The following is an 18,972-nucleotide window of genomic DNA, read 5'->3' as shown; positions in this document are numbered from 1 at the left end:
CTTCATCATATGACGGGGCGTTGCCTGGCCTTTTCTGATTCTTTCATATGTTGCATAAAGATCAGAAAGGTCCATCTCCTCCACGAATGCGCTTACCAGGCGTACCGGATCGTCATCTGCTACTGATAGGTCTATGTCGAGCGGAAGTTTTATTTGATGATTTAAGGAAGAAAGGCTATAATTTCCTTGTAAGATTTTATTTAGTAGCATAAATATATTTTACAGCAAAGACCAGGCTTTTCGAAGCCTGGTCTTTGTGTTAATCAAGACTTTTAGCACTAAAAAGGGGCCTCGCACTAATTCTTAGTGCGACAGCCCCTTTTTTCGTTTTTATGGCTAAAAACGCTTGACAAGTCAGTCAAAAAATGTTGCCGCGCCTTGATTATAAGACATTTTTACGGAGGTGCAGATCAATCCATAGCTTTCTATCTAATGAAATGTGTCCACTGATGCTCTTCCCTCTCAGGCAGTCCGTACTTTTCTTTTCCAAGTGCAATACTCTTCATAAGGAAAGACATATTCCTTGCTAGAACACGCATGGTCTGAAGCCCTTCGGCATCCTGCTCTGCCTGCTGTCTGTACTATTTTCTCTGCCATTCTTATCCACCTGCTTTCAAATTAATCTGTTTGCCAATGCTGGTAAATGATTTGTTATAGGTTTTCCTTCTGTAATCCTTAGGCGTAACGCCTTCATATTTTTTAAAAAGTGTAGAAAAATGACTCTCCCCAGCGAATCCCAGATATTCAGCTATATCTGTGCAGCTGTACTCGTTGTAGGAAAGAAGATATTTTGCTGCTGTAAGTTTCTTATGCCTGATATAATCCGATACTGACATCCCGACCTCTTTTGCAAAAACCGTTGACAACCAGGACGCATTCATCTCATGCTCATCAGCAAGCATCTGTACAGTTATCCTGTCATGCAAATGGTTTTCAATATAGTCCATGCACTGGAGAATCTTTGGCGAATACTCCCTGTACTGGTCGTGATACACCTTCATCCTTTCAGCATAATCAAGCATCATTTCCTCATATAATGCCTTGATATCATCTACTGAATTCATGGCATCCATTCTGCGTATATACAGATCCGACAGACCATAGGACTCATCTGACGGCATACCGCCTTCAATGCAGAATCTGCAGCAGGTCGTTATGGTTGAAACGAATAGATATCTCTGCTGCTGAAGTGGAGATTCTGACAGCATTGGGAAAGTTTGCTTTCTGTGCCTTACAAGAGCCTTCTTCAGTGCAGCTATTTCTCCGTTTTTGACCAGCTCAAAAGATGACATCTCCTGGCTTAATGTCGCGTGAACAAATTCCTCTTCGCGCTGCTTAAACAGGTAGTCCGAAAGCGCAGCATCCATTTTTTTAATCACTTTATCCTGCATAAAATGTCGTCACCTCTATAAACGCTAATTCATATCTGACTGAGCCCGGTCGGATACGGGGACCGTAATCGCCCAAAGTACGTGCGATAACGGTCCCCAGCTCCTACTGATGATATTATATCAAATTGTGAAGGTAGCTCCAAATGCCATGATGACTTTTCTGTTGCACATTGTTATGCATGAAAGTCTCTCTACAAACTGTGCATAGATCTTATGAACTGCTGCATCTCTCTGCTCTTTTCTTACTTCTGCTTTTCTTGTATCCTGAACGTCATTAAATCTCATGGTATTACCTCCTCAAATGTTTTTAATTTGGTTGTTTGTACTTTCCTTATGACTGTATTATGCTTCTTAACCGGGTTTAAAAACATAATATTCATTGGTTTTTATATCTATATGTTGTTACCTTTTGAAACTTTTGAAGTCGCACACTTAACTAAAAAAATGACGTAGACCAGTATCGTCTACGCCATAAATACTATTTATATTCCAAGATATCGGATTCTCCTCCGAAACATTGAAATAATTAACAATATTAAAAATTGGTGCCGAGCATTTTTGCACAGCACCCTTTTTTATTACTGGAAGTTTGTTATAAGTGCGATTATACGTGCTGCGAACAGAACAAATACAACCCACATAACAGGTGATACATCTTTTGCCTTACCGATGAAGACTTTAACGATTACCCATGCAATGATTGCAAACATGATACCTGTTGCTATTGAATATGAAAGAGGCATCATAACGAGTGCCAAGTATGCGCCAAGTGTATCCGCGATGTCGCCATCAAATGAGATGTTCTTAGCACTTGAAACCATAAGCATTCCTACATATACAAGCGCAGGAGCAGTTGCAAAGGAAGGAATTGCAAGGAATATAGGACTAAATATAAGTGAAACAAGGAACATAACACCGGTTGTAAGTGCTGTAAGACCTGTACGACCACCGGCAGCAACACCTGCTCCGGACTCTACGAATGATGTAATTGTAGAAGTACCAAGGCATGCACCAAGAGTTGTTCCAACAGCGTCTGACATAAATACGCTACCTACTCTGGGAAGGTTACCATCCTCATCAAGAAGGTCTGCTTTATCAGCAACACCTACTACTGTTCCTACAGTATCAAAAATATCAACATAGAGGAAGCTGAATACGATTGCTATAAACTGAATAAAGTGTGAAGCAGCCCATCCAAAATTGAACTTAAATGCTGTCTGTGAAATACCACTGAGATGTACAAGTCCCTGTGAAAAATCAGGATATACATTACCTGCTGTATACCAGCCTGTAGCCTGAGCAATCATACCAAGCACCCAGGTAGCAAGAATTCCTATAAGAACAGAACCTGTAACCTTGAAATGTTCAAGAACAACAACAATAACAATACCAATAAGGCAAAGTACAACATCTGCATCCTTAAAGCTTCCAAGCGCAACAGTTGTTGACTCATCGGGAACAATAACATTAGCGCCGCGAAGACCAATAAAGGCAATAAAAAGACCAATACCTGCAGAAATACCGAACTTCAGATTCTGAGGAATACTGTTTATAAGCTTCTCACGGAATTTAACAAGTGACATAAGAAGGAAGATAACACCTTCTACGAATACTGCAGTTAAGCAGATTTTAAATGCATTTTCTCCCTCTGATGCAAGCTCACCAAGACATACGGTATAAGCAAAGTATGCATTAAGACCAAGACCTGCTGAAAGAGCAATGGGATAATTTGCGGCAAATGCCATGATAAATGTAGCAACAGCTGATGCAATCGCAGTAGCAACAAATACACCACCGGCATCCATTACAGTACCCAGGATACTGGGGTTAACAGCCAGAATGTAGGCCATTGAAAGGAACGTGGTAAGACCGGCAATAATCTCGGTTTTTACCGTAGTATTGTGCTCCTCTAATTTAAAAACTTTTTCCAACATGTTTTCTTCTCCTCCTAAAACAATGTCATCCCCGCTTGAGTCATTCACTCAAACACCTAAAAATATAGCATAAAAAGGAGAGACCGAAAAGTCTCTCCTACCAGGTTCCTTTATAAAATTATAACCAAATTTTTAATCAAGCTGGCTGTAAAAGCTGTCAATATTCTCCTCAGGAAGCTTAACCGGATCCCATCCGGAGTCTTTATACTGAGTTATTGAAAGATTGTTGGCAGCAACGTAATTGGCAATGATCTGCGCTCTTGTCTTCTCATTTGCATCTGTATCAGCATTAGACTTAATAAGTTCGTCATAATGATCACCAAAAATCTTTTTAGCCGTGGGTTCCCAGTCAGAGCCGTCTCCTACAAGCTCCATATTGGTAACTTCATAGCCTTCATCTGTATTCTTGATATGTATACATCCGGGGAATGAACCGCCGGATACCATCTCCAGGGTATCTCCGTCAAGCTTGTAATTGTAATACCAGAAATCGCCCCAGACCTTTATATCTGACTTATCGCTTTCATCCATAGCTACGATGATCGGACATGGAATTCCAACATCAGCTTTTTCAAAGTGAGATCCACACTCATCTATGATGTACTGATAAAGAACTGAATAAAACAGCTCAGGTCCCGGATATTCATATGCCGGAAGCTTAGCGCCTGTTTCATCCTGTGCTTCTCCACCTTCTGCTGCCCCCTGCGAATCCCCGATCTTTGACAGAGGCGTGTAATCAAATCTCACATATTTCTCTGTCATTTCATCAATAGCCTTGTTAAATTCATCCTCTGTTATACTCTCGAATTTGTCTTTGGATTCCTGTTTAAACCATGGCTCATTCTCATTTTCATAGCCATCATATTTATAACCATACTGAAGAACCATTTCTGTCTCATTGTACATAAGTGCATATAAATCGTAGCCGCTCTGAGCTGCTCCGCCTGACCACTCATTGCATATAAAGTGGCCATCATAGTTATAATATCTGTCTCTGGCTCCACCTGATACTACAAGCGCAGGCTTACGATCAACCATTGTATAAATATCATAGGCAATTCCCTTTGCATCTCCCTCATCAATGGGTCCAACAAAGAGTTCATCAATTCCATCAATATTTGTATCAGCATAGGCAAAACCGATTGCATCAAGTCCATTTCCTTCATCAGCTGATGCAACATTATTAAACTCAGCACTCATGCCCTCGCTCTCAAGCTTATCGGCATCCCAGCCTTCGTTTACAGCCTGCACATATTTAGCGAGAACATCCTTATATATATCCTCACCTTTGGTACCGGCACCCTTCACATAACTAAAGTCATTAACACCTGTAACTGAACTTAGAATAGCGTCCTCTGCCTTATCAATCTTAACGAAGTCTTCAGGTTCATCCTCGTTATAATCCCACTGAACCTCTGTAGGCATACATTTTACAACATCGTAAATCTCTGCATCTCCATTAGTAATTTCACCGATTTTTGTATATGGCCCACCTGCATATTCGCCAGGAAGCTTAGCAGCCCACACTCCGAATGCATAGCCACCATAACCGGCATCCTTTGACTCCTTATGAAAAACATCAATCCTATCCTCGGATACATCCACCTCTACTATATCCTTAAGTTCATCGGGAATAGTAATCTCAAAAAGGTCGTTGCCGTATTTGCCTGTGCCCTCTGCCTCTGCAGAGTCGCTATCTGATTCGGAATTGCCTTCCTCTGAGCTGTCCGCTTGGGCCGTTTCGCTTTCGGTACTCTCTGCTTCTGCAGTATCACTTTCAGTACTCTCTGCTTCAACACTATCAGTCGTTGCCTCGGCAGTCTCTTCAGTTTTAGCAGGAGCACCGCTTCCCACATCTGAATTTGAACCATTATTACTGCATCCGGCTATTACCAGCACAGTGCACAAAAATGCTGCTATCATCCTTCTTTTCATTAATCTGTTTCTCCTCTCATAAAAAAAAATATATTTGTAATATCACTATTACGTCCTTATTTTATCATAGCAGTCAAAGTTTCTTCAGCCGAAATCAAGACCTTTAGCATGAGTCTTTTTTCACAGCCAATCTTTTTTAATTCTTTCTCTATATACGCATGAGCCTCAGAGAAATCCTTATTCTCTCCTATGGTAAAAACTGCTCTGCTACTGACAAATCGTTTCATAGCTTCTCCGTTTACTTCTTATCCGATATCTCTTGAATCAGCTTTAGCATTTGATTAGCCTGCTTATTGCTTCTTTACCACCACAAATTCTACCTTTTCCTTTGTAACACCCACCTTGATTTTACTGGCAATAGCAGCAAGAATCGACTCACTAATCTCATCCTGCGACATCTCTTTGCGATTAATATCCCACTCGTATTTCTGATTATTATCGCCATTGTTAATAGTTTTAACGCCTCTTTGCATGGCATCAAATATCCTGCCTGTAAGGCCGCTGATTGCTTCGTTTTTTCCCGAACTTGAAATTCCGATAAGGCGCTTATACTCTTCTGTGCCGACCCTTGTATCAATACTTAAGTGTATTCTGTATTCAAACCCACTTCCTTCAATCCAGAATGAAGACTTTACCTCACCTATCAATGCTTCCATAAGTGCTATGGTTTCTTCAGTCATCAGCTCAAGCTTATGAGTATCCCTTGTCGAGAGTCTTTGTCTTTTGGCAAAATTATCTGCAAGGTTCTTAGCCAGATCAATATCCTCATCATTTCCGTTAAGCTTAAGGTTATTGGTCCTGTAATGCCTTTTCTCAGGTGCAGATTTCTTTTTCGATAAGTACTTTTTATTTGAATATGCATCTCTATCTTCTAAAGCATCAGTATCAACAACATTTATGTAGTTATAAGGAATCTCAATATTATTTTCTCTAAAAGCTTCTATTATGCGCATATTTACATCGGTAGTCGCCACATAGGTACTTGTTCCTTTCGGAACAAAAATAGTCGTTTCAAGAACAAATGAACTATCTAAAATTTTCAAAAAATAAACGGGTCCCGAGTCTTCCTTTATACCATTTCTTTCAACATTAAGAGTATAAGGACTTTCTGCCACACAGTCCCTTATCACATCCATTGCCATCTGAACATCAGTATCATAGCCTACTGCATACTGGAGATGAACTCCATTACGCTCTTTATTATTGAAACTGTGATTGATAACTGTCTTTGTATTAAGCTGACTGTTGGGGACAACTATTTTTAGCCCGTCATAGATTGCAACAACTATATGCCTTAATGTAATATCCTCAACAATACCCGCATCAAGACCATCTATTATAATTCTGTCTCCTATTTCGAAGGGTTTATTTATACTTATAAGGAGTCCGCAAATTACGTCAGCAATGGCAGTCTGCGCTGCAAAACCTACAATAGCAACAATAAGTGCAGAACCTGTCAATAATATTCGTTGCGGATTAAGAGTTGGATATAAAATAGATAACACTCTAAGAAAGCAATTAAAAATGATTCCCAGCTGAATAAGCTGAATAGTATATTTTTTGGGAAGGACTTTAGCTACACTGGTTTTATTCCTGATAATCCCAAGAAAGACGAATGCAATAATACTTATAATTACCAGTATTGTTATATGTAATGCATTACTCATAAATCAGAATCCCCCATATAACCAACTTTTTCCTACACATATAATTATAAAATCTATCTCATTAAAAAAATGTTAAGTTTTTCGGCATTTGATGAATTTTTCATAAATTTTTTTACGTAAAAAAGCTCCCTATGAGCTATACACAGGGAGCTTTCACTGCACATTTTTTAATATACAGTTTATTTATGAACAATTAACAATTTTTCCAAAATCAGGTTTGAGTGATGCTCCACCAACAAGGCCTCCATCTATATCAGGTTGTGAAAAGAGCTCTGCAGCATTTCCCGCGTTTACGGATCCGCCATACTGGATGCGAACTTTCTCAGCAGTATCTTCATCATACATTTCAGCTATGCAGTTGCGAATAGCTTTGCATACTTCCTCTGCCTCTTCTGCAGTCGCTGTCTCACCTGTTCCGATAGCCCAGATAGGCTCATAAGCAACGACCATCTCTTCTACATTCTCTGCAGAGATTCCTTCGAGATCTGATTTTATCTGCATCCTTATCCAGTCAAGGGTGATACCCTTATTTCTCTGATCAAGGGTCTCACCACAGCAAAGGATCGGGGTAAGTCCATGCTCAAATGCTTTCTTAACCTTCTTATTAAGTTCTGCGTCTGTCTCGTGGTTATATTCACGGCGCTCCGAATGCCCAAGTATTACATACTTAACACCCGCATCTGTCAGCATATTAGGTGATATTTCTCCTGTATAGGCTCCGCTTTCCTCGAAATGCATGTTCTGAGCACCAATTTCTATATTGGTCCCACGTGAAGCTGTAATTGCAGGGATAATATCAATTGCGGGTACACATAAAACCACATCAACATCGTTATTTTCAACCAGGGGACGAAGCTTTGCTATAAATGCTGTCGTCTCCGCAGGTGTCATATTCATCTTCCAGTTGCCGGCTATTATACGTCTTCTAGACATTTTTCATTCTCCTTACTATAACCTCATCCGTCACCTTCGGTGACACCTTCCCCTTAAAAAGGGGAAGGCTTTAAATCAAGCCCGTCATGTTCTTGCATAAATCATTCCCGTCATGCTCTTGCATAAATCATTCCCGTCATGCTCTTGCATAAGCAAGAACAAACGGGTTCATATGAAATTATTTCAAATGAACCCGTTCACAAGCTTTTCCTATTTATACTTCTTAAGCGTTAACGATTTTGCCGAAGTCAGGCTTAAGTGATGCACCGCCGATAAGGCCGCCATCGATGTTGGGCTTTGAAAGAAGCTCAGCAGCATTACCTGCATTCATTGATCCGCCGTACTGGATACGAACTTCATCAGCTGTAGCCTGATCGTAAAGCTTAGCAATAAGCTCACGGATGAATGCACAAACTTCTTCAGCCTGATCAGCTGTAGCTGTTTCACCTGTTCCGATAGCCCAGATAGGCTCGTAAGCGATAACAAGCTTCTTAACCTGATCAGCTGTTACACCGCTAAGATCCCATGTGATCTGTCTCTCAATCCACTCCTTGTAAGTACCAGCCTTACGAAGTGCAAGTGACTCACCACAGCAAAGGATAGGTGTAAGACCAGCAGCAAATGCCTTCTTAACCTTTGCATTGATAAGGATATCATTCTCGCCGAAGATATCTCTTCTCTCAGAATGTCCCATGATAACGTATGTAACGCCTGCATCTACAAGCATAGGTGCGGAAATCTCACCTGTGAATGCACCCTTGTCCTCAATGTAGAAGTTCTCAGCACCAACGTTAACATTTGTGCCCTTTACAGCCTCTACTACAGGAACAATATCAATTGCAGGTACGCAGTAAACTACGTCTACATCATCATTTTTAACTAAATCTTTAAGCTCAGCAACAAGCTTTACAGCTTCTGAAGGTGTCATGTTCATCTTCCAGTTGCCGGCAATAATACGTCTTCTTGCCATTTTCTATCTCTCCTTACTTATTGTCTGCAGCATAAACGCCGGGAAGCTTCTTGCCCTCAAGGAACTCAAGTGAAGCACCGCCACCTGTTGAGATGTGGCTCATCTTGTCAGCATAGCCAAGCTGGTTAACAGCAGCTGCACTGTCACCACCACCGATGATAGTTGTAGCAGATGTCTCTGAAAGAGCCTTAGCAACTTCCTTAGTACCTGTAGCAAGAACAGGGTTCTCGAATACACCCATAGGTCCGTTCCATACTACTGTCTTAGCAGACTTAACTGCTTCTGCATAAAGTTCAATTGTCTTAGGTCCGATATCAGCACCCTCTTTGTCAGCAGGGATCTTATCAGCATCAACTACTATAGTTGTGATTGAAGGATCATCGATAGGATTCGGGAAATCATCGATGCAAACTGTGTCGATAGGAAGAAGAAGCTTCTTACCTGACTTCTCAGCCTTCTCCATCATCTCTTTGCAGTAATCAACCTTAGTCTCATCAAGGAGTGACTTACCAATCTCATATCCCTTAGCCTTAAGGAATGTGTAAGCCATACCACCACCGATGATAAGTGTATCGCACTTCTCAAGAAGAGTATTGATAACGTTAAGCTTATCAGCAACCTTAGCACCGCCGAGGATTGCTACGAAAGGTCTAACCGGATTCTCAACTGCGTTACCAAGGAAATCGATCTCCTTCTGCATAAGGTAACCAACTACGTTGTTACCGCCCTTCTCTGTGATGTACTTTGTAACAACTGCAACAGAAGCATGTGCTCTGTGAGCTGAACCGAAAGCGTCACATACATAGTCATCTGCAAGATCAGCAAGTTCCTTAGCAAATGCCTCACCAGCCTCTTCAGGCTTTGTCTCTTCCTTACCTCTGAATCTTGTGTTCTGAAGAAGGATTACATCGCCTTCATTCATAGCCTCTACAGCAGCTGTAGCATCAGCGCCAGTTACATTGTAATCAGCAATGAACTTAACTTCCTTGCCAAGCTTCTCAGAAAGTCTCTTAGCAACAGGAGCAAGTGACTCGCCCTCGTTGGGACCATTCTTAACCTTACCAAGGTGTGAGCAAAGGATAAGCTTGCCACCATCCTTCATAAGTTTCTCAATTGTGGGAAGAGCTGCAACGATTCTTGTCTCGTCTGTGATCTCACCATTCTTAAGCGGTACGTTGAAATCGCAACGAACAAGTACACGTCTGCCCTTTACGTTGATGTCATCTACTGACTTTTTGTTAAGTGACATTATTTTTTCCTCCTGGATAAAAAAATAGAGGGCCAGGTCCATACGGACCGGACCCTCTTTAGAATCAATTACTAAGTTCGAATCAACCGAGTGGGATGATTACTTAACGAACTTCTCGAAGTACTTGATTGTACGAACCATCTGAGATGTGTAAGAGTTCTCGTTGTCATACCATGAAACAACCTGAACCTCGTAAAGGTCGTCACCAATCTTTGTTACCATTGTCTGTGTAGCATCGAAGAGTGAACCATATGTCATTCCAACGATATCAGAAGATACGATCTCATCCTCGTTGTAACCGAATGTCTCAGGATCAGAAGCCTTCTTCATAGCCTCGTTGATGCTGTCCTTAGTAACTTCTGTGCTGCTCTTAACTACAGCGAAAAGAAGTGTTGTTGAACCTGTCGGAACCGGTACTCTCTGAGCAGCGCCGATGAGCTTGCCATTGAGTTCAGGAATAACAAGGCCGATAGCCTTTGCAGCACCTGTGCTGTTAGGAACGATGTTAACAGCGCCTGCACGAGCTCTTCTAAGGTCACCCTTTCTCTGAGGTCCGTCAAGGATCATCTGATCACCTGTGTAAGCATGGATTGTTGCCATGATACCGGACTGGATAGGTGCATAGTCGTTAAGAGCCTTAGCCATAGGTGCAAGGCAGTTTGTTGTGCAAGAAGCTGCAGAGATGATGTTGTCATCTGCTGTAAGTGTCTCGTGGTTAACGTTATATACGATAGTAGGAAGATCATTTCCTGCAGGAGCAGAAATAACAACCTTCTTAGCACCAGCGTTGATGTGTGCCTGAGCCTTATCCTTAGATGTGTAGAAACCTGTACACTCAAGAACTACGTCTACACCAATCTTACCCCAAGGAAGGTTATTAGCATCAGCTTCCTTGTAGATCTCGATCTCTTTACCATTAACTGTGATGGAATGATCGCTGAATGATACCTTATCAGCATACTTGTACTTACCCTGTGAAGAGTCATACTTAAGAAGGTGTGCAAGCATCTTAGGATCTGTAAGATCGTTGATTGCTACGATCTCTGTTCCCTCGTGCTCAAACATCTGTCTGAATGCAAGACGACCGATACGGCCAAAACCATTGATTGCTACCTTTACTGCCATTTTAAGTCCTCCTAAAATGATTAAAAAAATTTATTTGCTGTTACTAATTCTTTACAACGTGATTGTCAAAAATTTGACAGCAAAACTATTTTATCTAACTTCTCACATTTTTTCAAGTAATCTTGGGCAAAAACATAAAATAATCACAATAAAAACACAACATTCCAAAATCACTCATATTTATAATAGAAGATATTCAATTTTTCTGTATTTTTCATATGCATATTAATAGTTGATTAAATAATTCTAAAATCAGTAAGAATTCTATAAACTCCATTTTATTTTCTGATTTTTCGTCTAAAATATTACTATAAATGTCAATCTTCCGGCGATTAGCCGTTAATGAATGGAGGTCTGGAAATGTCTGGAAAAAACACTAGTGATGTATCGAATTCAGCAAATGGTTCAGGACGGAAAGTAAAAAGAAGTATCAGTACTACTCTTCTGCTATGGCTAATGCCTGTTATCACTGTCGGTATTGTGGCAATCATCTTATTTTTGACAATCAGTGCTAAAAATACCATAACTGAAATTTCACTTATGGATCTTCAGGCAGAAACCAATGCCAATGCCTTAGAGCTCGGTACTTCCTTCAGAATGCTGACTGCAAAATTCGGTGAATACTGTGACACAATGGAGCAGGTTCCCTTCGAGGATCATGATGCACTTTTGAAATATATAGAGCCTTCAGCAAGCTACAGCGCAATAAAGAACACCGGTATCTATATTGGTTTCGAAGATGACAGCTACATTTTCGCAAACCACTCAGAAATGCCTGCTGACTGGCGACCCACGCAGCGTGACTGGTACAAGGCAGGTCTCGGACATGAAACCTTTGTAGAGACAGAACCCTATGTCGATGCTTCCACCAATTCTCTTTGTGTTACCTTTGTACGCCAGAACGATTTTTATAATGGCGAAATAGGTGTCTGTGCCGCTGATGTTTTCCTTGATGATCTGACAGAACGTGCAAATGAACTAAAGCCGCTTAACACCGGTGGTACTTTCATACTTGCCGGCGATTATATCATTTCATTTTTTGATCCTTCACTTGTCGGAACAAAGGTCTCAGAATCAGGCAACAATTATCTTAAGACAATCAAGTCACATATAGACAGTGGTTCAGGTGAGATAATAACAGTTCCACAGGAGGGTTCTAAGGACAAGCTATATATTGCAACTTCTCCTATTCAGGGCACAGGATGGACACTGGTTTCATCTGTTAACGTAAATGACGTTGAAGCGACTGCCAACAATTTTATGAAAGTCGGCATCATTGCCATGATTATTCTGATTTTAATAATTGCTGCTATTATTCTGTTTACAATAAACAGAGTTATCACAAAGCCTGTTCATGGTCTTTCAGACAGCATCAGCAAAATCTCCAGCGGTGACTTCACTGCAAAGATGCCAAAAGACACTGGTGATGAAATTGGTCTTATCAGTAGGGAAATGGATAATTATGTAAAAATCATGAATAGTACCATAACATCAATTCAGTCAAAAGCCGAGCAGTTAAAAGCCGATTCTTCAACCTCCCTGGATGCCTCCGGTAAAATGTCAGAAGGTGCCAATGAGCAGTCTCTTTCAATGGGCCAGATTCAGACAACAATGGATGACATCGCTAACGCCGTCAGCGAGCTTGCAAACAACGCAACCCAGCTTGCGGGAGCAGTTGCAGATCTTACAGACAGCGGAAACAGGACAAATGAAATCATGCTTGAGCTGGTAGACCAGGCAGACATTGGCCAGCATGATATGAACACAGTACAGCAGAACATGGAAACAATCACAGCATCCATGAACGAAATGAACGATGTTGTTACCACCGTAGGTGAATCCGCTGACAAGATCACGGAAATCGTGGAAATGATCGACTCTATTTCACAGCAGACCAATCTCCTGTCTCTTAATGCTTCCATCGAGGCAGCACGCGCAGGAGAAGCAGGAAAAGGCTTTGCGGTTGTTGCTGATGAAATCGGAAAACTGGCTCAGAATTCTCAGGATGCTACTAAGGAAATCAGTGCGATCATTTCAGAGATCACACAGCTCATCCGTACCCTGGCTGATAAGTCCCAGAACAATATGGCGGCAATCAACCAGAACAGCGAGGCCGTTGCTAAGGCAGGTGACAGCTTCAATAAGATTTATCAGGATTTGAATACAACTGCTGACACCATGAAGGATATGATCGGAATGATGGGCAATGTTAACGACATAGCATCCAGCGTTGCAGCGATCTCCGAAGAGCAGTCAGCAAGCAGCGAGGAAGTAACCGCTACTGTCACCTCACTTGCACAGAGTGCTCAGGATATTGCTAACGAATCCAGAGGCGTTGAGGATGTTGCAAACTCCGTATCAGATTCCGCACTTTCCATCAACGACGAACTGAGCAAGTTCATAATTGAATAATACACACCGGTAGAATAATGACATAAATACGCCCCCGGAAGATATTCATTCCGGGGGCTTAATTTTATCAATGTATCATTATAGCTTGTGAAATGAAGCTTTGCGCTGCGAGAATGTGGCGTAGTATTTGAAATGGCAGGATTTTACAATATGTACTGCCGTTTCAAAGCCAAGAGCTACATGTTCCGGTTTGTGGGCATCTGACCCAAAGGTAAGGATTTCTCCTCCGAGTTCCTTGTAGCGCGATATAATTTCGCGGGAAGGATTAGGATCTCCCAATGAGGGTTCGGAATATATGGATTTTGTGTTTATATCAAGTCCTTTTCCCTTGCTGATAAGTGTTTTTAAAATCTCATCCAAAACATCACTGTAGTCCTTATATTTGTAGCTTTTATTAAGATTTGGCGCATATCGTACAATATAGTCAAGGTGTCCGAGTACGTCAAAATCATCAAAGAGCTTTATATTCTCCAGTGTTGATTCAAAGAATTCAGTAAATGCTTCTTTTTCTGAACGCTCCTCATAAAAAGACATGTAATAGGGATCTTTTCCATTACACAAATGGTTTGAACCTATAATAAAGTCAAAAGGATAGCTTTTTGCATATTCACTGTTACGCTCTACAAGATGCGGCTGTAATCCCAGCTCTATCCCGAAATTAACAGTGATACGATCCTTGTACTTTTCCTTTAGTATCACGGTTTCAGCCATATATTCGTCTGTATTCACTTCGAATATTCCTGCTGTATCATGCTCATTCACAGGATAATCAAAATCCATATGCTCAGTTATACAGATTTCCGGCACCTTCCTCTCGATTGCTTTTTCTATCATCATCTCCATCGGAGCTTCCGAATCACCTGAATGATGCGTATGCATATGAAAATCTGCGGGTATTCTTTTTGCCATATTTTTTGCTCTCCCTTTTTATTCTAAGGCTCTTGCGACGCAGATAGTCCAGCCGGAGGTATCATCCTTTATGAAATAAACTGCCCTCTCTCCATTTCCTGTATCTATTTTATAGCATTCTTCTTTTGAATCAGACTGCATGAAAACAGCACTGCTCCAATCGTTTGCATCTTCAGGCTTCACCTCATACTGGGAATTTGCTGCTTCAAATCCCGTGCGGTCAACCATAAAGGATGCATCGCTTAATGTTTCTTCAGCAAGCATTTCGTGCAAATTAAACAGATCATAATTTCTCTGCACTACTCCGATAATTTTTCCATCATTACTCTTTACCGGTGCGGAAAATGTAACATAAGACGTCCCTGCTGCTTTGGACACAAGAATATCCGATACGTATGAATTGTCATTCATAGCCTGTCTGAAATATTCTCTGTCACCTATGTCGACAAGATTACCCTCTGCTCTTAAAACCTGCATTCCATCTGTGCCGGAAAGTATTGTACATGAGTTATCTTCCATCATGGCATCGAAACTTTTTATGTATTCGAGCTCAGCCTCCATGAGTTCAGCATTGTCCTTATCTTCAAGATAAGCAATCGTTGACGGTGAAAGTGCAACTGACTGAACTGACTTCTGATTTTCCGAAATAATACTCTGCCATCTGTTTTCAATATTTGAAGCTTCCTGCTTCATGGAATCAACCATTTCCTGACTTGCTTCGTTAGTGGGAGCATCTACTTTCTTCATTGCAATCTTTATATATTCCAAAGCTTTAGGCGCCAAAAATGCCATGACTGCGCCAATGAGCAGGACAATAACCAGCGTACCTATTATTCCCTTTGCCTTACTGCTCTTACTGTTATATCCATTAAAATCGTTCATGTGTAACCTGTAACCTCCAAAATCAAAACTCATATTATTCTAGAGGAAAACTGTCGATTTCGCAATGTACAAAAAAATACCTGCCAATGCGAAATATAATCGCGCGGTAGGTATTTTCCCTCATCCGTCAGCTTCGCTGACACCTTCCCCCAGAGGGGGAAGGCTATATTTATATAATGTCAACTCACTTGAAACACAAACAAAAAACTATCTTAAAACATGGGCAAAAAACTTCACTTGAAGCATAGGCAAAAAACTTCACTTGAAGCATAGGCAAAAAACAAAAGCCTTACTTAAAGAACGCCATCTCTTCGTTTAGCTTCTCTGCTACTTCCTTAAGGGAGTCAGCTGAGGAAGCAAGGGTTGTAACCGTAGCAGACAACTCCTGCATGGAAGCGCCTGTCTCCTCGGAGGATGCAGCATTTTCCTGAGAAATTGCTGACAGGGAAGCCATGGCATCCGCAACCACATTCTTGGCATCAACGCAGGTTCCGGCGTCTGCTTCAATACTCTTTACACTTACTACAGTTGAGGAAATATCCTCTATCATTGCATTTACACTCTGTACTGTGCTTCCCAGTACTGCCTGCTGCTCGTCGTTCTGGCGCTGTACCTCGGATGCCATTGAAACCGCCGACTGTGACTCTGTAAGAAGGATATCCATCTCTCGTCTGATTTCATCAGCCATGTTTCTGGAGTCATCAGCCAGTTTTCCAATCTCTTCCGCAACAACCGCAAAGCCCTTACCGGCTTCTCCTGCTCTTGCAGCCTCAATTGATGCATTGAGTGAAAGGAGGTTTGTCTGTGAAGCAATTGAAGCAATACCCATAACCTTTTCATTGATATTCTCAACAGCCTTACTTGTTGCACCGATTTTCTCGGTGATCTGTACAATACTCTCGCTCATGTTCTCCGAACTATGCTGCAGATCTGCAAGGCTCTGAGCAGATTCGGTGCTGACCTCCTGCATCCGGCTTGCAAGATTTGACAGATCATCGGTACTTGCCTGCACATTGCCCGTAGCTTCGCCGATGTTGCCAACATTCTCAGTAACGCTCTGAATCTCATCTGCCTGCTGAGTAGCACCTGATGCTATCTCCTGAACCGCATTGGATACATCATCCGCGGTCTGAGAAATCTGATTCGCTGTATCAGCAAGTTCCTCAGAGGAACTGTTCACAGATACCGTTGAGCTCTTGATACTGCTTACAATAGACTGCAGCTTATCTATAACTGAATTTGTACTGTTAATAATATCTCCGAATTCATCCTGCCTGCCGGTAAACTTGTTAATCCTGAGGAATTCACCCTCAGCCAGTTTGCTTACGGTATTATTAACTTCCACAAGAGGCTGTGTGAAGGAATTTGCCATCTTCCAGGAAATAAATACCGCAATAACAATCATAAGGAGTCCAAGACCAATGATAAGATTTGCGCTTCTCTGAGTTTCTGCCATAACCACATTGTAGTTTGCAACTGATCCTATAACCCAGCCTGTAAGATCGGCTTCTATCAGTGACATAACTACTTTTTGGCCATTGTTACTTCCAATGTAGTTATTGCTTCCATTCGCCTTAGTCTGAGTATAAAAATCAACACCGGCAAAATTCTGCATATCATTTATGTCAACTTCAAAGCCGGAATTACCGATCATATTACCCTCTGAATCAAGAACCATCACTTCTTCGTTCTTGGAAGTATCGACGACGCTTGCCAGATAATCATGTAATCCATCAAGGCCATAGCTTCTCTGAATTGTACCGACCACATTTCCTGAAGAATTCTTTATAGGGGCAATAATGAAAATAGTGGCACTTCCTGTAGACTTTGAGGCATAAACTCCTGAAATAAGAGTTTGTCCTTTAAGTGCAGCCTGAAAATAATCTCTGTCCGCAATATTCTGAAGATCTCCCGAGGATCTGACAACCTGTTGGCCGTCAGGAGCTGTAACTACGATGGAATTATCACCCTGAAGCTTCGCCTCCATAGCCTGCAGCCATTTCTGCATTGCTTCTATGTCTCTGTCTTCCTCTGCACTCTCCATAAAAGAAACAAGCAAGGGACTGGACGCTGCCGTCTCAAGAGAAAATACCATCTCTTCGAGGTAGCCCATGTACTGCTCTTCAATCACCTGTGCTTTTTTAATATTGATTGTCTCTGCATCCTCAAGTGACTTATTCATAGAGCTTACATAGCTCACAATCACAGAAACCATAATCGGTATAATGCAGCTAAGAAGCATTACACATATAAGCTTTGGTTTCACACTCTTCAACCCTTTTTTGGCTCCTTTTTCGTTATTATCCTTTGCCATGATATACCTCCTCATTAGACAGGATGTTTGTTACCGGGTAGATTTATATATCCCTTTCAACTGTCAGAAAGCACTCCTCTGCCAGCTCAGTTTCCTTTTCATAGAGAATATCCTGCAGATAGAACAATGAAAACTTCCTGGAAAAAGATGCTATTTCTTCCTTTTTCACACCAAGTCTAAGAAGCTTTTTGCGCAGTCTTGAGCACTCCTCTGCATAAAGATAGCCTGCAATTACAATCCCAATAGCAAAAATTACAACAATTGCAAACAAAAAGATCATAGCTGTTCACCTCAGTTTACATTTTACCAAATCAAATTCAGTAAATGTCGGACTTTCCCAATATTTTAGGGTATCTTTATCCTTAGTTTATGGTTAATGCATTTTTTTAAAAGACCTATATCTTATAATGATAACGAGGGATTTATGCGCTCAAAATATCGCTAATTAATTACTTAAAAATCACACCACGTCCTGCCGGGGCCAAGTGAATAAGATACATCACCCGGGTTAACAAAGGGGAGTTTATGCCAACAAGAAAAAAGCTTGTAAAAAAGCTACGCTTAACAAAAACAATTATCATGACAATATTCATAATCCTGGCCTGTTTATACTTTACAATCCTTATCGTCAACAAGGATTTTCGCAGCCAGATTGTACATGACAAGTTCTTTCTCACAACATTTTTTATTACCTGGATTTGCCTTCTGACAGGATTTGTGAATATACTCATGGATTTTATTTTGTTAAAGAAAAATACTGAAATCGCCCGTGATCTTAACGACCTGGCCTTTCTTGATAAGCTTACGGGTCTGCCAAACAGATACAGCATTGACCGAATATCTCAAAAATATGACACTCCATCTAAGCTCGTGGGACTTGGATGTGTGCTATTGGTAATAAAAAACCTGAAAGAAATAAATGAGAAGAGCGGAAGATCCGGAGGCGATAAAGTCATCTCCGATTTCTGCGCTATTCTTGAGTCCGTCGGCACACAGTACGGACTGATCGGAAGAAACAGCGGAAACGAATTCCTCGTAGTAATAGAAGGCTGTGACCACAACGCCGTGGATGCCTTCATAAGCGATTTGGAAAGAAGGATACACAACCACAACACTATTAGTCCGGAATGTGCCATAGAGCTTGAATATGCAAGCATTTTGGAAACAGAAGTCAATGCAGATCATTTCTATACACTGATAACAAATGCTTATAAGCGCTTTGAAGAAAGCCCAAAGATACTGGTGTAACTA

General features: G+C 41.2%; 16 protein-coding genes and 2 pseudogenes. 2 read left to right on the top strand and 16 right to left on the bottom strand.

What is annotated here, in order from left to right:
* The 12 genes and pseudogenes from G602_RS31255 to gap form a co-directional block, all read right to left on the bottom strand.
* Positions 1–210, bottom strand: a pseudogene (locus G602_RS31255) (IS5/IS1182 family transposase); the annotation flags it as partial.
* A gap of 215 nt (positions 211–425) precedes the next feature.
* Positions 426–572: pseudogene (locus G602_RS31655) on the bottom strand (flavodoxin family protein); the annotation flags it as partial.
* Positions 573–599: 27 nt separating this feature from the next.
* The gene (locus G602_RS28295; protein ID WP_049945454.1) at positions 600–1,391 is read right to left on the bottom strand and encodes a helix-turn-helix domain-containing protein; all 792 of its coding nucleotides are present in this window, start codon (positions 1,389–1,391) and stop codon (positions 600–602) included.
* A gap of 120 nt (positions 1,392–1,511) precedes the next feature.
* Complete coding sequence (locus G602_RS30770; RefSeq protein WP_155830073.1) at positions 1,512–1,676, bottom strand: hypothetical protein; 165 nt, start codon at positions 1,674–1,676, stop codon at positions 1,512–1,514.
* A gap of 293 nt (positions 1,677–1,969) precedes the next feature.
* Positions 1,970–3,322 (bottom strand): NCS2 family permease, encoded by a 1,353-nt coding sequence (locus tag G602_RS0123775; RefSeq protein WP_026661266.1) that lies wholly within the window; start codon positions 3,320–3,322, stop codon positions 1,970–1,972.
* A gap of 135 nt (positions 3,323–3,457) precedes the next feature.
* Complete coding sequence (locus G602_RS0123770; protein WP_026661265.1) at positions 3,458–5,260, bottom strand: hypothetical protein; 1,803 nt, start codon at positions 5,258–5,260, stop codon at positions 3,458–3,460.
* 56 nt (positions 5,261–5,316) lie between these two features.
* Positions 5,317–5,487: a hypothetical protein gene (locus G602_RS30765; protein ID WP_155830071.1), complete on the bottom strand. Its 171-nt coding sequence runs from the start codon at positions 5,485–5,487 to the stop codon at positions 5,317–5,319.
* A gap of 63 nt (positions 5,488–5,550) precedes the next feature.
* Positions 5,551–6,927, bottom strand: a complete 1,377-nt coding sequence (locus G602_RS0123760; protein WP_026661264.1) for a mechanosensitive ion channel family protein — start codon at positions 6,925–6,927, stop codon at positions 5,551–5,553.
* Positions 6,928–7,110: 183 nt separating this feature from the next.
* The gene (tpiA, locus tag G602_RS0123755; protein WP_026661263.1) at positions 7,111–7,860 is read right to left on the bottom strand and encodes a triose-phosphate isomerase; all 750 of its coding nucleotides are present in this window, start codon (positions 7,858–7,860) and stop codon (positions 7,111–7,113) included.
* 223 nt (positions 7,861–8,083) lie between these two features.
* On the bottom strand, positions 8,084–8,830 hold the full coding sequence (gene tpiA, locus G602_RS0123750; protein ID WP_026661262.1) for a triose-phosphate isomerase: 747 nt from the start codon (positions 8,828–8,830) through the stop codon (positions 8,084–8,086).
* 13 nt (positions 8,831–8,843) lie between these two features.
* Entirely contained in the window at positions 8,844–10,079 is a 1,236-nt protein-coding gene (locus tag G602_RS0123745; protein ID WP_026661261.1) for a phosphoglycerate kinase, read from the bottom strand.
* A 99-nt stretch (positions 10,080–10,178) separates the two neighbouring features.
* A complete protein-coding gene (gene gap, locus G602_RS0123740) occupies positions 10,179–11,204 on the bottom strand; it encodes a type I glyceraldehyde-3-phosphate dehydrogenase (protein ID WP_026494260.1) in 1,026 nt (341 codons plus the stop codon).
* 360 nt (positions 11,205–11,564) lie between these two features.
* Here gap and G602_RS0123735 point away from each other — a divergent pair, with 360 nt between their 5' ends.
* On the top strand, positions 11,565–13,616 hold the full coding sequence (locus G602_RS0123735) for a methyl-accepting chemotaxis protein (RefSeq protein WP_026661260.1): 2,052 nt from the start codon (positions 11,565–11,567) through the stop codon (positions 13,614–13,616).
* A 78-nt stretch (positions 13,617–13,694) separates the two neighbouring features.
* On the opposite strand, the gene G602_RS0123730 is transcribed toward G602_RS0123735, so the two are convergent.
* From G602_RS0123730 to G602_RS0123715, 4 genes are all read right to left on the bottom strand, one after another.
* On the bottom strand, positions 13,695–14,525 hold the full coding sequence (locus tag G602_RS0123730; protein ID WP_026661259.1) for a histidinol-phosphatase HisJ family protein: 831 nt from the start codon (positions 14,523–14,525) through the stop codon (positions 13,695–13,697).
* An 18-nt stretch (positions 14,526–14,543) separates the two neighbouring features.
* Positions 14,544–15,407 (bottom strand): cache domain-containing protein, encoded by an 864-nt coding sequence (locus G602_RS0123725; protein WP_026661258.1) that lies wholly within the window; start codon positions 15,405–15,407, stop codon positions 14,544–14,546.
* Between the two features lie 289 nt (positions 15,408–15,696).
* Positions 15,697–17,721, bottom strand: coding sequence for a methyl-accepting chemotaxis protein (locus tag G602_RS0123720; RefSeq protein WP_026661257.1), 2,025 nt, complete (start codon positions 17,719–17,721; stop codon positions 15,697–15,699).
* Between the two features lie 43 nt (positions 17,722–17,764).
* On the bottom strand, positions 17,765–18,001 hold the full coding sequence (locus tag G602_RS0123715; RefSeq protein WP_026661256.1) for a hypothetical protein: 237 nt from the start codon (positions 17,999–18,001) through the stop codon (positions 17,765–17,767).
* A gap of 245 nt (positions 18,002–18,246) precedes the next feature.
* Between G602_RS0123715 and G602_RS0123710 the strand changes: the two genes are divergently transcribed.
* Positions 18,247–18,969 (top strand): GGDEF domain-containing protein, encoded by a 723-nt coding sequence (locus G602_RS0123710; RefSeq protein WP_026661255.1) that lies wholly within the window; start codon positions 18,247–18,249, stop codon positions 18,967–18,969.
* The last annotated feature ends 3 nt before the right edge of the window (positions 18,970–18,972 follow it).

Source organism: Butyrivibrio sp. AC2005 (assembly GCF_000424145.1).
Taxonomy (GTDB): Bacteria; Bacillota; Clostridia; order Lachnospirales; family Lachnospiraceae; genus Butyrivibrio.
Note: the sequence above shows the minus strand (reverse complement) of the source record. Positions and strands in the feature narration are given on the sequence as shown.

Excerpts from the sequence above, each read along its gene's own strand:
- G602_RS28295 (WP_049945454.1), bottom strand. The coding sequence starts at position 1,391 with ATGCAGGATAAAGTGATTAAAAAAATGGATGCTGCGCTTTCGGACTAC.
- G602_RS30770 (WP_155830073.1), bottom strand. The coding sequence starts at position 1,676 with ATGAGATTTAATGACGTTCAGGATACAAGAAAAGCAGAAGTAAGAAAA.
- G602_RS0123770 (WP_026661265.1), bottom strand. The coding sequence starts at position 5,260 with ATGAAAAGAAGGATGATAGCAGCATTTTTGTGCACTGTGCTGGTAATA.
- G602_RS30765 (WP_155830071.1), bottom strand. The coding sequence starts at position 5,487 with ATGAAACGATTTGTCAGTAGCAGAGCAGTTTTTACCATAGGAGAGAAT.
- G602_RS0123760 (WP_026661264.1), bottom strand. The coding sequence starts at position 6,927 with ATGAGTAATGCATTACATATAACAATACTGGTAATTATAAGTATTATT.
- tpiA (WP_026661263.1), bottom strand. The coding sequence starts at position 7,860 with ATGTCTAGAAGACGTATAATAGCCGGCAACTGGAAGATGAATATGACA.
- tpiA (WP_026661262.1), bottom strand. The coding sequence starts at position 8,830 with ATGGCAAGAAGACGTATTATTGCCGGCAACTGGAAGATGAACATGACA.
- G602_RS0123745 (WP_026661261.1), bottom strand. The coding sequence starts at position 10,079 with ATGTCACTTAACAAAAAGTCAGTAGATGACATCAACGTAAAGGGCAGA.
- gap (WP_026494260.1), bottom strand. The coding sequence starts at position 11,204 with ATGGCAGTAAAGGTAGCAATCAATGGTTTTGGCCGTATCGGTCGTCTT.
- G602_RS0123735 (WP_026661260.1), top strand. The coding sequence starts at position 11,565 with ATGTCTGGAAAAAACACTAGTGATGTATCGAATTCAGCAAATGGTTCA.
- G602_RS0123730 (WP_026661259.1), bottom strand. The coding sequence starts at position 14,525 with ATGGCAAAAAGAATACCCGCAGATTTTCATATGCATACGCATCATTCA.
- G602_RS0123725 (WP_026661258.1), bottom strand. The coding sequence starts at position 15,407 with ATGAACGATTTTAATGGATATAACAGTAAGAGCAGTAAGGCAAAGGGA.
- G602_RS0123720 (WP_026661257.1), bottom strand. The coding sequence starts at position 17,721 with ATGGCAAAGGATAATAACGAAAAAGGAGCCAAAAAAGGGTTGAAGAGT.
- G602_RS0123715 (WP_026661256.1), bottom strand. The coding sequence starts at position 18,001 with ATGATCTTTTTGTTTGCAATTGTTGTAATTTTTGCTATTGGGATTGTA.
- G602_RS0123710 (WP_026661255.1), top strand. The coding sequence starts at position 18,247 with ATGCCAACAAGAAAAAAGCTTGTAAAAAAGCTACGCTTAACAAAAACA.